This window comes from Ligilactobacillus murinus (genome assembly GCF_003288115.1).
GTDB classification, from domain to species: domain Bacteria; phylum Bacillota; class Bacilli; order Lactobacillales; family Lactobacillaceae; genus Ligilactobacillus; species Ligilactobacillus murinus.
The window spans coordinates 2,042,447-2,056,901 of the sequence record NZ_CP023565.1 but is presented as its reverse complement, the minus strand read 5'-3'; the positions used below and the strand labels follow the sequence as shown (position 1 = coordinate 2,056,901).

Annotated in this window: 16 protein-coding genes; 5 read left to right on the top strand and 11 right to left on the bottom strand. The window is 37.7% G+C overall.

From position 1 onward, the window contains the following. Positions 1-7 precede the first annotated feature (7 nt). Entirely contained in the window at positions 8-967 is a 960-nt protein-coding gene (gene bsh / locus CPS94_RS10005; RefSeq protein ID WP_039936405.1) for a choloylglycine hydrolase, read from the bottom strand. A 170-nt stretch (positions 968-1,137) separates the two neighbouring features. Beyond that, positions 1,138-2,388, bottom strand: a complete 1,251-nt coding sequence (locus CPS94_RS10000) for an RNA-guided endonuclease InsQ/TnpB family protein (protein ID WP_004050805.1) — start codon at positions 2,386-2,388, stop codon at positions 1,138-1,140. A 73-nt stretch (positions 2,389-2,461) separates the two neighbouring features. Here CPS94_RS10000 and tnpA (CPS94_RS09995) point away from each other — a divergent pair, with 73 nt between their 5' ends. The 3 genes from tnpA (CPS94_RS09995) to CPS94_RS09985 all read left to right on the top strand — a co-directional run bounded on the left by tnpA (CPS94_RS09995) (position 2,462) and on the right by CPS94_RS09985 (position 6,139). Continuing rightward, entirely contained in the window at positions 2,462-2,941 is a 480-nt protein-coding gene (tnpA, locus tag CPS94_RS09995) for an IS200/IS605 family transposase (RefSeq protein ID WP_112194143.1), read from the top strand. Between the two features lie 109 nt (positions 2,942-3,050). Then, entirely contained in the window at positions 3,051-4,727 is a 1,677-nt protein-coding gene (locus CPS94_RS09990; RefSeq protein WP_112194141.1) for an IS1182 family transposase, read from the top strand. A 746-nt stretch (positions 4,728-5,473) separates the two neighbouring features. Further along, on the top strand, positions 5,474-6,139 hold the full coding sequence (locus tag CPS94_RS09985; RefSeq protein WP_238145352.1) for a helix-turn-helix domain-containing protein: 666 nt from the start codon (positions 5,474-5,476) through the stop codon (positions 6,137-6,139). A 1-nt stretch (position 6,140) separates the two neighbouring features. On the opposite strand, the gene CPS94_RS09980 is transcribed toward CPS94_RS09985, so the two are convergent. After that, entirely contained in the window at positions 6,141-7,103 is a 963-nt protein-coding gene (locus CPS94_RS09980; RefSeq protein WP_004048827.1) for an IS30 family transposase, read from the bottom strand. 50 nt (positions 7,104-7,153) lie between these two features. Here CPS94_RS09980 and CPS94_RS09975 point away from each other — a divergent pair, with 50 nt between their 5' ends. Next, complete coding sequence (locus CPS94_RS09975) at positions 7,154-8,002, top strand: hypothetical protein (protein WP_238145350.1); 849 nt, start codon at positions 7,154-7,156, stop codon at positions 8,000-8,002. Between the two features lie 52 nt (positions 8,003-8,054). On the opposite strand, the gene CPS94_RS09970 is transcribed toward CPS94_RS09975, so the two are convergent. Continuing rightward, positions 8,055-8,771: a GntR family transcriptional regulator gene (locus CPS94_RS09970; protein ID WP_004050853.1), complete on the bottom strand. Its 717-nt coding sequence runs from the start codon at positions 8,769-8,771 to the stop codon at positions 8,055-8,057. Positions 8,772-9,032: 261 nt separating this feature from the next. Continuing rightward, positions 9,033-10,283, bottom strand: a complete 1,251-nt coding sequence (locus tag CPS94_RS09965; protein ID WP_112194139.1) for an RNA-guided endonuclease InsQ/TnpB family protein — start codon at positions 10,281-10,283, stop codon at positions 9,033-9,035. Between the two features lie 73 nt (positions 10,284-10,356). Here CPS94_RS09965 and tnpA (CPS94_RS09960) point away from each other — a divergent pair, with 73 nt between their 5' ends. Beyond that, positions 10,357-10,812 carry an IS200/IS605 family transposase gene (gene tnpA / locus CPS94_RS09960; RefSeq protein WP_004050858.1) on the top strand — a complete coding sequence of 152 codons (456 nt, stop codon included), beginning with the start codon at positions 10,357-10,359 and terminating at the stop codon, positions 10,810-10,812. 89 nt (positions 10,813-10,901) lie between these two features. On the opposite strand, the gene CPS94_RS09955 is transcribed toward tnpA (CPS94_RS09960), so the two are convergent. The 6 genes from CPS94_RS09955 to CPS94_RS09930 are packed head-to-tail and all read right to left on the bottom strand — an operon-like array spanning position 10,902 to position 14,377. Continuing rightward, a complete protein-coding gene (locus tag CPS94_RS09955) occupies positions 10,902-11,297 on the bottom strand; it encodes a fluoride efflux transporter FluC (RefSeq protein WP_004050859.1) in 396 nt (131 codons plus the stop codon). Between the two features lie 19 nt (positions 11,298-11,316). Beyond that, positions 11,317-11,700 carry a fluoride efflux transporter CrcB gene (crcB, locus tag CPS94_RS09950; RefSeq protein WP_004050860.1) on the bottom strand — a complete coding sequence of 128 codons (384 nt, stop codon included), beginning with the start codon at positions 11,698-11,700 and terminating at the stop codon, positions 11,317-11,319. Positions 11,701-11,720: 20 nt separating this feature from the next. Beyond that, positions 11,721-12,566: an urease accessory protein UreD gene (locus CPS94_RS09945; RefSeq protein ID WP_004050862.1), complete on the bottom strand. Its 846-nt coding sequence runs from the start codon at positions 12,564-12,566 to the stop codon at positions 11,721-11,723. Positions 12,567-12,576: 10 nt separating this feature from the next. Further along, complete coding sequence (gene ureG, locus CPS94_RS09940) at positions 12,577-13,206, bottom strand: urease accessory protein UreG (RefSeq protein WP_004050864.1); 630 nt, start codon at positions 13,204-13,206, stop codon at positions 12,577-12,579. Between the two features lie 12 nt (positions 13,207-13,218). Beyond that, positions 13,219-13,932, bottom strand: coding sequence for an urease accessory protein UreF (locus CPS94_RS09935; protein ID WP_004050865.1), 714 nt, complete (start codon positions 13,930-13,932; stop codon positions 13,219-13,221). Then, positions 13,922-14,377, bottom strand: a complete 456-nt coding sequence (locus CPS94_RS09930) for an urease accessory protein UreE (RefSeq protein ID WP_004050866.1) — start codon at positions 14,375-14,377, stop codon at positions 13,922-13,924. The genes CPS94_RS09935 and CPS94_RS09930 overlap by 11 nt, the downstream gene beginning before the upstream one ends. Positions 14,378-14,455: the final 78 nt, after the last annotated feature.

Sequence of the window (14,455 nt, the reverse complement as noted above, 5' to 3'; positions counted from 1 at the left end):
GTAGTTTTTAGTTAGCGTAATTGAAATGTTGTGTTTGACTCAATGGATAAAGGGTGAAACGATCACTTTCTAAATCAACTTTATGCATATCTAAAGCTGTGATCTGACTATCTTCATACGTCTTATAATATAAGATCCCTTTATCTTTGTTATAACAAGCAGAATAAATCGTATATTCATACTTTCCTTCGCTCACTTCACAACAGCCTCGTTGTTGTTCGATCGCACTTAAGATATGGAAACCTTGACTAACACTTGAACTTTCATCTGGTTCACAAACCGAATGTGCTTTAACAAAAGCTGCTTTGACAAAACGTGAGCTCGAAGTCAAATCACCTGGAAGACCTAAAGTTCCCATTCCACGGCTGTATGCTGGTAACTCGAACGTCGGATCAAAAGTATTTTCGGGTGTTTTAGCTGATAAACCTCGATAATTGTTCAAATTAAAGAGTTGCTTATCAAACGTTGGATTATTAGTCATCACATCAACTGGATCATCATATACTTTCATCCCGTCAGCTAAAGTTTCGACCACGATCGTATTATCTTCACTGTCACTGATGATCCAGTGCAATGGAGATAAAGGTAGATCAGCCCTAAATGCTTCATTGACCAAGTTGGTCTTAGTCAACATTTGCTTAGCTTCAGCCACATTTTTACATTGACCTAAAATATATGGGATAAATTCAAATGGTGTCACATTATCCATCTCAGGATCAAAGTCATAAAAAACGGCATTGCCTTCAAAGTTCAAGCCCGCCATCGCTAAGCCATGCTCGTTGACAGCATCATAAAGAAGAGGCGTGTCGTCAAAAACAGACGTCAAGCCGACCATGGCATAGTGTTTGCTCAAAGCCGGTAATTTTCGCAATTCAAAAACATAATTCCGTGGGATAATAACAGCTTTTTCACCATAAGAGAACTCATAGTCAAAATTTCTCCCCAAATAGTGATCCTTTGTTGTCAACCACCACTGACTAAAGTCAGTGGCTTGTGAGCCGAAAATCCTTACAGATTTCGAACCACAATTTGCGTAGATAGGGACAACTTATTTGACCAACCGAAATTGTAATCAAACAGCGGTCGTCTAATTACCAACGCCTTTTATGTCCCCAGGTTGCCATAGGGACAGATAAGCTAAGCTAGTTTAGCTATTCCCTTATCAAGAATATTTTTAGCTGCGTTCCAGTCACGAATATGGTGAATACCACAGTTAGGACAAGTCCATTTTCGGTCATCTAACGTTAGTTTGTCCGTCCCATTAGTGCCCATCACAAAGCCACAATCGCAACATGTTTGGGTAGTGTTTCTTGGATTGATTGTGATAAATTGACGCCCATAAAGCTTTGCTTTATAAGCCAACATGCCAAGAAATGTTCGCCAACCAACGTCAGAAATACTAAGTGCTAAAGCATGATTTTTAAGCATATTCTTGCTACGCAACTCTTCGGCTACTACTAAATCGTGGTTCTTGATTAATGCAGTAGAGATTTGTTGGAGAAAATTATGTCTTTGGTTCATTACTTTGGCATGAAGTTTGGCAACTAGCAAGCGTTGCTTTTGGTAATTTTTACTATCGCGTAAAGAACGATGTTCTTTTTTTGCACGTTGTTGCCGTCTAGATAAAATGCGCTGTTCTTTGGCTAATTTACCTTTAATAGTGCGATAATATCGTGGATTAGGAACTATGTTACCTCCACTGTCGGTTAAGAAGTTATCAGTATTAAGATCAATTCCAACATGCCCATGAGTAGCTTTGGCCACTTTAACAAAAGATTCATCTGAAGCTAACTGCATTGATAAGAAGAAGCGATCCGCTGAATCTTTAGTCAACGTCACAGTACCAATTCTAGTCTCGCATATTCTTTTCAAAAGCCGTGCTTGCGAACCGGCAACACGTAACAGTCCGATTTTAGGGACTTTGACATGGCTATTATCTAGAAAACAGACTGTACCGTTAGTTAGCAACGCAGTCTTTTGCCCTGGGTATTGACAATTGGTTTGATAACGCCAGCGATAATTCTTTCGATGAAACTTAGGAACACCAGCGGTGTGAACCTTCCGAAAAGCATTCCAAGCTTTCCGATAGTTCTGAATGGCATTAGCTTTCGTCAAACTATCAATTCGTTTATCTTCTAAGAATTGATAGTGATTAGACATTTGCTTAGCGTTTTGGCGCATAGTTAGTTGCTTAATACGATCCCGAACTATGTCAATCGGTAGCTTAACTCTGCGAAGCTGCATCAGTTCCTTATTGATCGCAACCATTTCGTTATAGATAAAGCGACTAGCGTCACTGTTGATTTTAATCAACTGCTTTTGTTGGTCACTAGGATAGCAGCGCATTTTTAGGCCATAATGATATTTCATTTTCGCCATTGATTTCATTTGATTTCACCTCCCTTATTGATATAATAACATTATATCATGATGTCAATGTATTAACAAAGGAGACCATATTATGACTAAAGAAAAAATCAAAGAGGCCATTTATACTCGTCGTTATATCTATAATTTCCATTACCATTTGATCTGGGTAACTAAATATCGCAATCAGACTTTTACAACCGAGGCCTTATCTAACGAAATGAAAACTATCTTGCAGCAAGTTGCAGATAACAATGACATCGTAATCGAAAAGATGGAAGTCATGCCGGATCACATTCATATGCTGATCAGTTTTCCGCCAAGCAAAGCGCCGGCTAGTGCCATTAAGGCGCTCAAAGGACGTAGTGCCTATATTTTTTTACAAAATCATCCAGAAATACGACGTAGCCAATATTGGGGCGGTCATCTTTGGTCGCCAAGTTACTATATGAGTACATTGGGCAATATGAGCAAAGAAGTTGTAGAGAAATATATCAATGACCAAAAATATACAGAAACAAACAAAAGAGGCTGTGACATAAGTCTCCAAAAAACGGTCGTAAATGGACTTTAAAAATTGTTCATTTACGACCGTTTTTGTATACTATAAATAAAAAAGGACATCAGAACCCCCCCTGATGCCCTATAGTCTACCCCTCTCAAAAAAGAAAGGAGATAAACCCATGCACAGTAATTGTAACATAAATCAACTCAGTTTGAACATGGCGACCTTCTATGAACCTGAAAAAAATCATCAAGCACACTACATACACCATTTAGTCGAATCTATTGATTTTGATGACTCTTATACCTTTGGGCGTCCTTTCGAATATGAACCTCGGGTCTTACTCAAGTTAGTTCTTTTGGCATATAGTTATGGTATTTTTTCTTGTCGAAAGATCGAACGTTTTGCTCGGGAAAACGTTGTTGCCATGTGGTTGACTCAGGAAGCCCAACCTACTTATCGTACTATTGCTCGCTTTGTTGTCTCTGATACTATTGAGATGATGCTAAAAAGTTCGTTTTCTGAATTTAGAGAATATTTGCGAAAAAATGGGCTCATTGATGAGGCTGTGTTTATTGATGGTACTAAGATTCTTGCTAACGCAAATAAATACTCGTTTGTTTGGAAGAAAAATACTATTCGCTATGATGATTTAAATCGACAAAAAGCTAAAAAGTTATTAAAAGAGATCAAAGAATCGATCGTCAATATTGATTTTGCTGATGATCTGACTGTTGATCAACTTGATGAGATATGTGCCCGATTGGAACAACGAATTGAATATTTGAATGAAAAGGTCGAAGAGACTAAGAAGATCTCCCCTAATCCTGCGAAGCAGGAACGACGGACGGCCAAGAAATACTTAAAACAAACACGCGAGCGTAAACAGAAAAACTCTAAATATGCTGAACAGTTTGCCATCGTTGGCGAGCGAAACAGCTATTCTAAAACTGACAATGACGCCACTTTTATGCGTATGAAAGAAGATCCAATGAAAAATGGTCAAACCAAACCTGGCTATAATCTCCAAGTCGCTGCTAATAATCAATTTGCTTTGGACTACACCCTCGCACCTAATCCAACTGATATGCGTACTTTGATCCCATTTTTAGAAAAGATGGATGCAGATGTTATCCAAGGTCCGATAGTTGCTGATGCTGGTTATGGATCTGAACCTAACTATGAATTTATCGAAGATAAATTCGGAGTGTTTGATTACCTTATTCCATATAATACGATGTTAAAGGAAGAAACCAAACGTTGGAGATCAGATGAGCGCAAAGTGATGAATTGGCATTATAACGCTGAAGATGATTACTATATAGATCCAAAGAATGTTCGTTTTAACTTTAAACGCTATGCATATCGCCATGATACATATGGTTATAAACGAAATTTTAAAGTATATGAAGCTGAAAAATTCGATGAAGATCGTAAAGAAAATCCAAATGCATTGACCAAAAAAGGAAATGTCAGAAAGATCTATATCAATCCACAATGGGAATATTTCAAGGGAAAAGTAAAAACAAACCTTTCAAATACTGAAAAAAATAAGATCTATCGTAGAAGAAAGTATGAGATCGAACCTATTTTCGGTAATTTGAAGGCTTATTTGGGTTTTACTCGATTTACCGTACGAAGTAAGAAAAAGGTAAATCGACAAATGGGGATAGCGTTAATGGCATTGAACATGTGGAAAATGTCCACTAGTAGTTCAAAAATATCACCAAATAATAAAAACAAAAAGAAGACCATTCGAATTTTTCAAAATTTTCAAAAAATTCGAATGGTCTTCTTTAAAGATAGAGACTTATGTCACAGCCTCTCAATAGTGGCCTATCCATCCCATGACTAAAGTCACGGGATTTCCAGCTAGGCGTCATTAAAGGTGGGACGTAATTTAGGTCCTTTACTGTAAAAATACCATCACTTAACGTGGCTAGCGAATAGCGCTCACTAAGCATCGCTTGGATACGTTGGATCAATAAAGTTTTGCCAACACCTACTGGTCCACAAATGCCTAGTACCAAAGTTTTATTCTTAGTCATTGCTTGCCCCCATGTTAGATAACGGTTTAGCAATTTGGATTTAGCCAACTATCACCGTCTTTATGAGGATATACATTGATACTTGCACCATGCAATAACAATTAAACGTACAATAGTTAACGTAAATTATCAAATCAGCCAGACACTCTCATGCCTTACAAGTAATAATCTACGCCATAACACCGCCTAAAAATATTCTTTGTTTTTATTTGATCTCAAAAAAACGTGTTTTTCCTTAAAGATCAAACCTTTTCTTTACTCAAAAATTTAGCTCCACCGTTCAAAACTGTTCATTTTCGATAGTTCATCCCCCGTTTAAAATCAAATCAAGCTAAAAAAACGCCAATTTATATAAATAAAAAAAATTTCTTGTTTCATTATTAGTTATCAAAAAATAACTATAAAATTATAGGATGAAATATTTTTTTAACAAACAATCCTTGATCGTGCGCAACTTTGAAGCAATATTGCCAAAATTACTAAAATTATTATATAATTTCATTTGTTAACTTTTTTATAATAACTTAATATTTATTTTTGGAGGCGATCTGCTATGCATAATGAACAACTCTTTGATCATAAGAGTCTACAGATTTATTCTTTATTACTACTGCTACATTTATATAATAATCACCTCCGTAAATCCGAACTCTGTCAAGCACTCAAGATCACTTCTCCGACCTTAAGTCAGCTGACTGAACAGATCAATGGCTTTGATCCCCAGTTATTGACCGTAACACGCCATGAGATCATTTTGAATCTCCCTTATAACAGCCAAGCAGTTCAAAGTTTAAATAAACAGATCTTATCTTCATCATTACGCTTTCAACTCCTAGATCTTTATTTTAAACATTCAACGTTGACCCGGGAAGAAACCGCGCGCTCCTTAAATATCAGTTTGACTTCTACCAATAAATTGATCGGCGAATGTAACGAACTTTTACGCGAATTCAACTTAGAGATCAAGCAAAATATGTTGCGTGGCACTGGATCACAGTTCTTTTATTTTTATTTTAATTTTTACTGGAACACTCATGCTAAAGGCACAGTTCTAAGAAAATTCATTATTTCTGACCATGGTTTCAAAGCATATGCCAAAGAAAAACTCGGGTCTCAGTTGAGCATCATTCAAAATGATCAGATCAGTCTATGGCTATCTTTACTCAGTAATAAGCATGAATTGATCCGAACTTATTTTAGTCCTGAATTGTCAAATTAAGTTAGAAAAAAACTACATGCTCATTTGTAATGTACTTCATGAATACTTCTAGTGGGGTTTTGTAGTTTAAACTTTTACGTGGAATATTGTTTCTATAGCTAGCTACTTGTTGGACATAGTCAGTGGGGAGATCACTGAGATTCATATCTTTTCCTAGTCCGTCTTTCCTAAGTAATCCATTCGTATGTTCATTTAGTGCACGTTGGTTAGGAGCACCTACATCGGCAAAGTAGGTACTGATATCATGCTTATTAGCGATATCTTTCCACTTAGAAAATTCCTTACCATTATCAAAAGTGATCGATTTAAAGAGTCCTTTAGGAGTAACAGAAAGTAAAGCATCAAGTTTCTCAAAGATAGCTTTATCCGTCTTATGGCGTGTATTCAAAATGATGACAGCCTTAGACTTTCGTTCAACTAATGTCATTACTGCACCACGATGTTTTTTACCTTGGATCGTATCAGCTTCAAGATGTCCAAATTCATTATGGTAGTTGGGATAGTCCTGATGCCGCTCTGAAAGAGCCCGACCTAGTCGTCCAGCTTTTCCACGGCGTTCAACGTAACCATTTGGATGTCTTTTTCCTTTCATTGGGAGCGAGGTCACATCTAAAACGTTAGAACGCTTGAAGATGCGATAAAGCGTACGCATTGAGCAACTGATATGTTTTTCATTACGTCCGATGATCGTATCAGGAGTCCAACCTAGACTAACTTTTTCCTTGATGTACTCAAGCTCATCATTAGGTAATACGATGAGTTTACGGCCGGATTTAGATTTATTAGCCCGATAGTTTTCATAGTATTCAGAGATCGAATTCCCAGCATCTAAAAAACGATATACTCGATAAATAGTTTCAGCACTACGTTTTAAGGTTTTAGCTACAATATAGGCTTTAACACCTTGATTCCAAAAATTTTGTATGAAGGACAGTTCGCTTATGGTAAGATGATTATAGGTCATTTGTGATTTTCCTTTACTTTTGTTTGTTGGTACTCAAAAGTCTATCACAAATGGCTTTTTATTTTTCTAACTTAATTTTACAAACTGCGAGTAACCAAAAGGCAAGTACGCTATTTTTTGAAGTTAAAGTGACACCACTTTATCAAGATTTAACAAATTATTTCAAGCAAAATTGGAGCTTTTTAGATCATGACTTAGTTGAATACTACAGCTATTTGACGTTTATTTTTTTAAACACCCATAATATCATCAGCTATCCAGTCACTGAGATAAATTCATTGTTTAAACATTCAAAATGTCAACAATTACTTGAACAGATCACGACGATCTTGACAAATAGCTATAATTTCAATAATGATTTCAATGCCTTACGTAGCAGTCTTTATTTTACGATCAATAAACTTTTATTGCTTGACGGTTACTATTACTCAAATAATATCCTTAGCCTTGAAGTCAAAAAGAAAGCCTCGCAACCCTTTGAAGAAAAAGTTATCGCTGAGATCTTAAATATCCCGCTAGTACAAAGTTTTAAACTCAATCCTTATAAATTACAAGCGATCCGTGATAAGCTTAGAATGATAATCTATCCTCATAAAAGCATGAAGCGCCGTTGTATCAGCATCGGAGTTATCTCACAGCTTCCGATCGAAACGCGCTATGCGTACATCACTGAGATCCAAAATATTTTAAGTAAAGGACACAATATCTCAGTCAATGATTATCTTGAACAAGCCCACTATGATCTGGTGATCGCTGCCTTTAATTCCCAAGATCTAGCTGGCCTTAAAGCTCCGGTCCTATATTTAGATGACCTAGAAGTTCCCAATAATGTAAAATTGCTCGAAGATACTGTCTCCCAGCTTGAAAGCGAAATGTATCAACCTTTACTTTTAAACTAATAAATGACCTCCACTAGCGTTTAAAGCGACGACATTTGGAGGTCATTTTAGTTTAATTTTTGCGGTCAAAGATCGTATACGCGTGTTTTCCATTATAAGGATGACGACTGATCGAGTATTCAAAGGGGCGCCCATCTTGTAAGTAAACGACTTGCTCGACTTGCAAGATCGGATCAGTTTCAGCAGATGCTAAATACTTAATATCATTTTTGGAAGCTTTTTCGGCAGAGATCTTACGAAAGGCGCCGCCGATCTCTAAATGAATTTCTTTAGTCAAATAAGCATAGATCGAACCAAAGAGAACTTCTTGACTTAAGTTAGGTACTAAGCTGATCGGCATAAAGGTATGCTCTAAAGCATACGGTTCATCATCAACAAAACGCAAACGTAAGATCTCATAGACTGGTTCATTTTGCTTCAATTCTAAACGTTCCTTGATCTCAGACGTCGGAAAAGTCACATCAAAAACGATCGGTTCACTTTTGACCCGCGCTTTACTGAATTGACTGCTCAAGCCCCTATAACTATCTACTGGTAAGGCATCTTTTTGCGCTAGAGCATTCTTTTTTACAAAAGTCCCCGCTCCTCTTTTAGAATAGATGAAGCCCTCGATCGCTAACATATCTAGAGCTTTTTTGACCGTCATCCGACTAGTTTTAAAATCACGTGCCAGTGTGTTCTGATCTGGGATCATACTACCAGCAGGGTACTTCCCGTCAATGATCTGCTTTTTGATCGTTTCTAAGATCTGTTTATATTTTGGCTCCATCTTATTTCCCCCACACTCCTGTATTGTATTTACTTTAAGAATATAGTAGCAATACTTTTAGCGTAATGCAAAGGTAAAACTAGACTGTCAACCACCACTGACTAAAGTCAGTGGCTTGTGAGCCGAAAATCCTTACAGATTTCGAACCACAATTTGCGTAGATAGGGACAACTTATTTGACCAACCGAAATTGTAATCAAACAGCGGTCGTCTAATTACCAACGCCTTTTATGTCCCCAGGTTGCCATAGGGACAGATAAGCTAAGCTAGTTTAGCTATTCCCTTATCAAGAATATTTTTAGCTGCGTTCCAGTCACGAATATGGTGAATACCACAGTTAGGACAAGTCCATTTTCGGTCATCTAACGTTAGTTTGTCCGTCCCATTAGTGCCCATCACAAAGCCACAATCGCAACATGTTTGGGTAGTGTTTCTTGGATTGATTGTGATAAATTGACGCCCATAAAGCTTTGCTTTATAAGCCAACATGCCAAGAAATGTTCGCCAACCAACGTCAGAAATACTAAGTGCTAAAGCATGATTTTTAAGCATATTCTTGCTACGCAACTCTTCGGCTACTACTAAATCGTGGTTCTTGATTAATGCAGTAGAGATTTGTTGGAGAAAATTATGTCTTTGGTTCATTACTTTGGCATGAAGTTTGGCAACTAGCAAGCGTTGCTTTTGGTAATTTTTACTATCGCGTAAAGAACGATGTTCTTTTTTTGCACGTTGTTGCCGTCTAGATAAAATGCGCTGTTCTTTGGCTAATTTACCTTTAATAGTGCGATAATATCGTGGATTAGGAACTATGTTACCTCCACTGTCGGTTAAGAAGTTATCAGTATTAAGATCAATTCCAACATGCCCATGAGTAGCTTTGGCCACTTTAACAAAAGATTCATCTGAAGCTAACTGCATTGATAAGAAGAAGCGATCCGCTGAATCTTTAGTCAACGTCACAGTACCAATTCTAGTCTCGCATATTCTTTTCAAAAGCCGTGCTTGCGAACCGGCAACACGTAACAGTCCGATTTTAGGGACTTTGACATGGCTATTATCTAGAAAACAGACTGTACCGTTAGTTAGCAACGCAGTCTTTTGCCCTGAGTATTGACAATTGGTTTGATAACGCCAGCGATAATTCTTTCGATGAAACTTAGGAACACCAGCGGTGTGAACCTTCCGAAAAGCATTCCAAGCTTTCCGATAGTTCTGAATAGCATTAGCTTTCGTCAAACTATCAATTCGTTTATCTTCTAAGAATTGATAGTGATTAGACATTTGCTTAGCGTTTTGGCGCATAGTTAGTTGCTTAATACGATCCCGAACTATGTCAATCGGTAGCTTAACTCTGCGAAGCTGCATCAGTTCCTTATTGATCGCAACCATTTCGTTATAGATAAAGCGACTAGCGTCACTGTTGATTTTAATCAACTGCTTTTGTTGGTCACTAGGATAGCAGCGCATTTTTAGGCCATAATGATATTTCATTTTTGCCATTGATTTCATTTGATTTCACCTCCCTTATTGATATAATAACATTATATCATGATGTCAATGTATTAACAAAGGAGAACATATTATGACTAAAGAAAAAATCAAAGAGGCCATTTATACTCGTCGTTATATCTATAATTTCCATTACCATTTGATCTGGGTAACTAAATATCGCAATCAGACTTTTACAACCGAGGCCTTATCTAACGAAATGAAAGCTATCTTGCAGCAAGTTGCAGATAATAATGACATCGTAATCGAAAAGATGGAAGTCATGCCGGATCACATTCATATGCTGATCAGTTTTCCGCCAAGCAAAGCGCCGGCTAGTGCCATTAAGGCGCTCAAAGGACGTAGTGCCTATATTTTTTTACAAAATCATCCAGAAATACGACGTAGCCAATATTGGGGCGGTCATCTTTGGTCGCCAAGTTACTATATGAGTACATTGGGCAATATGAGCAAAGAAGTTGTAGAGAAATATATCAATGACCAAAAATATACAGAAACAAACAAAAAGCCCCATAAAGGGGCTCAATAGTGGCCTATCCATCCCATGACTAAAGTCACGGGATTTCCGGCTAGGCGTCATTAAAAAATAACACCCATTAAAATGAGTGTTATCTTTGATCAATTTGCAAAATCACTAAATTTTGTTTTTAAAATTACTTTTAGGCCTAAATAAACAGCTAATAGCCCTAGCAACATATTAAGCACGATGTATAACAACCCCACTGCCACCTGTGAAGCATCAAATAAATTGACGATCCCATCAGCAAACGAAGAAAAAGTTGTTAAACCACCACAAAAGCCGGTTGAGGCCAATTTACCAAATTCAGCTGAAAGCGTCTTTTTAAATAAACCAGCTGAGATCAACCCGATCAAAAAACAGCCACTGACATTAACGACTAAAATAGCGAAAGCCTCTGAAACACTAGGTCCGATCAAGGTCTCACAAACATAACGCAAGGCACCACCAAAAAAGCAACCACAGCCAACAAGCAATAATTCTGTTGATTTTTTCATTTTTCCACCTGATCCTTATCTAAAATAGCTTTCCAAGGGCTAAGCCTAAATAGACACAAGCTAAGCACAACACAACACTGCCACACCAATAAAGTACCGCATGTCCTGTTTTACCTTGTTTGAAGTACTTGAGATTTTCTAATGAAAAGGTCGAAAAAGTCGTTAAACCACCACAAAAGCCACCGGCAAGCAATGTGTTAGCCATTTGTGAAAGTTCCCCCTTTGCCACCAAAGCAGCAAAGATCCCGATCAAAAGCGAGCCTAGTAAGTTGGCGGCCAATGTACCATAAGGAAGATACGCCTTAGCATGATTGAACCAATCAGAAAACAAACTCCGTAGACAACCACCAAAAAAAGCGCCTAGTCCAGCTGCACCAAATCCTAACCAAAAAGTTCCTGTCACAATCGTTCACTCTTTTCCAATTAATTATACGCCCGATCATTTTTCCGAAGTTTCAAAGGAGCGTAGCCTTTGAATTCTTCACGGTAAAATTCGATAAATTGATTTTGGATCTGGCGATTAGTATAACCGTCATATCCTAAGATCCGTAAGACCGCTCCATTTTCTTCCAATAACGAGATCCCAAATGAAACATCAGCTTCAGGAAGTTTGATCACCTCACGGGCCTTTTTCACAAAATCTTGGTCGATATTTTTATCGATCAAAACAACTGAGTTAAAGTTAGTATAACCTTCAAAATACCCTAATTCAGCTAGTTCATCGACTTGAGGCGTACACAACAAGTAATCATTATATACTAATTTGCCCGCAACTTTGATCTTCGTTCGCATCCCAACATCCCGATACTGAAAAGGTTTTTCGTCTGGGGACCAGCCACTAGTCAAACCATCGGTCAAGATCAACGAAGCATCTTCAGCTAGCTCAAGGTCCATGAACTGGCGATAATAAGCATTCTTATATGGGATAACTTCATCCATGTAATACTCTAAAAAGGCACCATGTCCGAGTTTGATCTGTGTTTCTTGACATGTTTGACGCAAATTATCACACTTATACACATAATTTGGTGTCTGTGTTGTCAAAACTGCATGGGCATTATCTTCAAGTGTGATCTTGACTTGATACTGCTCACCTTCTGTAAAACCACCACCAGTAGAGATCAAGAAATAGTAAGGCAATTGATTTTCGGTCGTCGGTATAACCGAGGAAATACGTGAATTTCCCTTATGATATAATTTCTGTGCGATCGTGCGGCCATTGCGCGGTAAAAAGCGCATCTCGATCACACCATCATATTTCTTATCCATCTGTATTCCTCTAATTCTTGACTTCTTCTAGATCTTCTAATAGACAATTCTTTTTGATCCAAGCGATGACATCTTGTAGACCTTCATCTTTTTTCAAGTTAGTAAACAAGAAGGTACCATCACTTCTAAACATTTCTGAATCGCTCTTCATCCGCTCGAGATCAGCGCCGACATATTTAGCTAGATCGATCTTATTGATGATGAATAGGTCAGACTTGATCATCCCTTGACCAGCTTTACGTGGGATCTTTTCACCTTCAGCCACATCAATGATATAGATCGAAAAATCGACCAATTCTGGACTAAATGTAGCTGCTAAGTTATCGCCACCACTTTCAACAAAGATGATATCTAGCTCATCATCAAAACGTTCTTCTAATTCATCGATCGCAGCCAAGTTCATTGAAGCATCTTCACGAATAGCAGTATGTGGACAACCACCGGTCTCAACCCCAATGATCCGATCTTCATCTAAAACTGAATTTTTGACCATAAATTCTGCGTCTTCTTTGGTGTAAATATCATTTGTGATGACTGCCATACTATAATCATCATGCATTGCCCGTGTTAACCGTTCGATCAACATCGTCTTACCTGAACCAACAGGACCACCAACACCGATTCTAATTGCTTTTTTCATTTTCTGATCCCCCTAGGACATAAATAATCTTGAGCCTTGTGTTTCATGTTTGATCTGAGCTAATTCAAGTCCCGGAACATTAGCTCCTAAATACGATCCATCTAATTTTTCAACTTCTGGATAAAGTTTTCCTAAAAGTTTGATAATATTGTTCAATACCACTTGTCCATCCCGTTGTCCTAATGGAATTGCGCGAACAGCATTTTGGACCATCGTTGAACCAATACTATAACCATACATCAAAAAAGTCTCCATTAATGGCATCTTCTGATAGTGTGCAAAAATCGTAAAGACGATCGCTGGATTACCTGCAAGTTCACCAGCTTTGATCTTTTTTTCATAAATGTCTAGCGGTTTTATCTCACCGTACATTTGCTTGATCAAAGCTAGCATTTGCTTAGCGATCAACTTTTGACCATTGCGCGTCTCCAATGCCAAAGTTGAATGGGTAATAATTTCGTCATATTCCCACAATTTTTCCATCTGACCAGCTTTTAAAGCTCGCCAACACAATACAGTCAATAAACCTTCGCCGTATTTAAATTGCGATTTGAAATAATTTTCAAACCATTGTTGAAATTCGGGTGTGTGCTTGATTTTGCGATCATGTAGATAGTTTTCCATCCCAAAAGAGTGGTTAAAAGTTCCGATTGGGAAAGTGGAATCACAAATTTGAAAAACCTCTAAATAATCCAAAAGTGTGCTTAATCGTGGCCTATTTTCCATTTGTCAGATCCACATAGCGCAATGGTTCAGCTAATTGCGCCTTTTCTACTGTATATTCAACTTGTTTTTGATCTAAAGTCTTAACCACAACAGGATCAAACAACAAAGTGATCTTTCCAGCTTCGACTTGAACTGGTTTATGCAAATTACCAAGCATATGTGCGAGCACACCCATTTCATCAATATCTTTAGGTACGATTTTAATGATCTCATCTGGAATCACGCTTAAAACTAGCAAGCGATGGTGCCCGATCTTGAAAGCTGAGCCATTTTCTAAGCCTTCGCTATCTTCAGCTAACCGGATCCCATAATCATTACCATGATCAGAGGTCACACGTAAAATACGTTTCATCAGGTCATCGCTTTTGACCATACAAGTCTCAATGTGATATTGTTCTAAATCATTGATATCCTCAACGTTAGCAAACACTTCTGTTAAAATCATGTTAAATTCCTCCATTATTACCCAAACAAAGGTCAAGACGCGTCTTGGCCTTTGCTTTAAATCATATTTAAATCTATC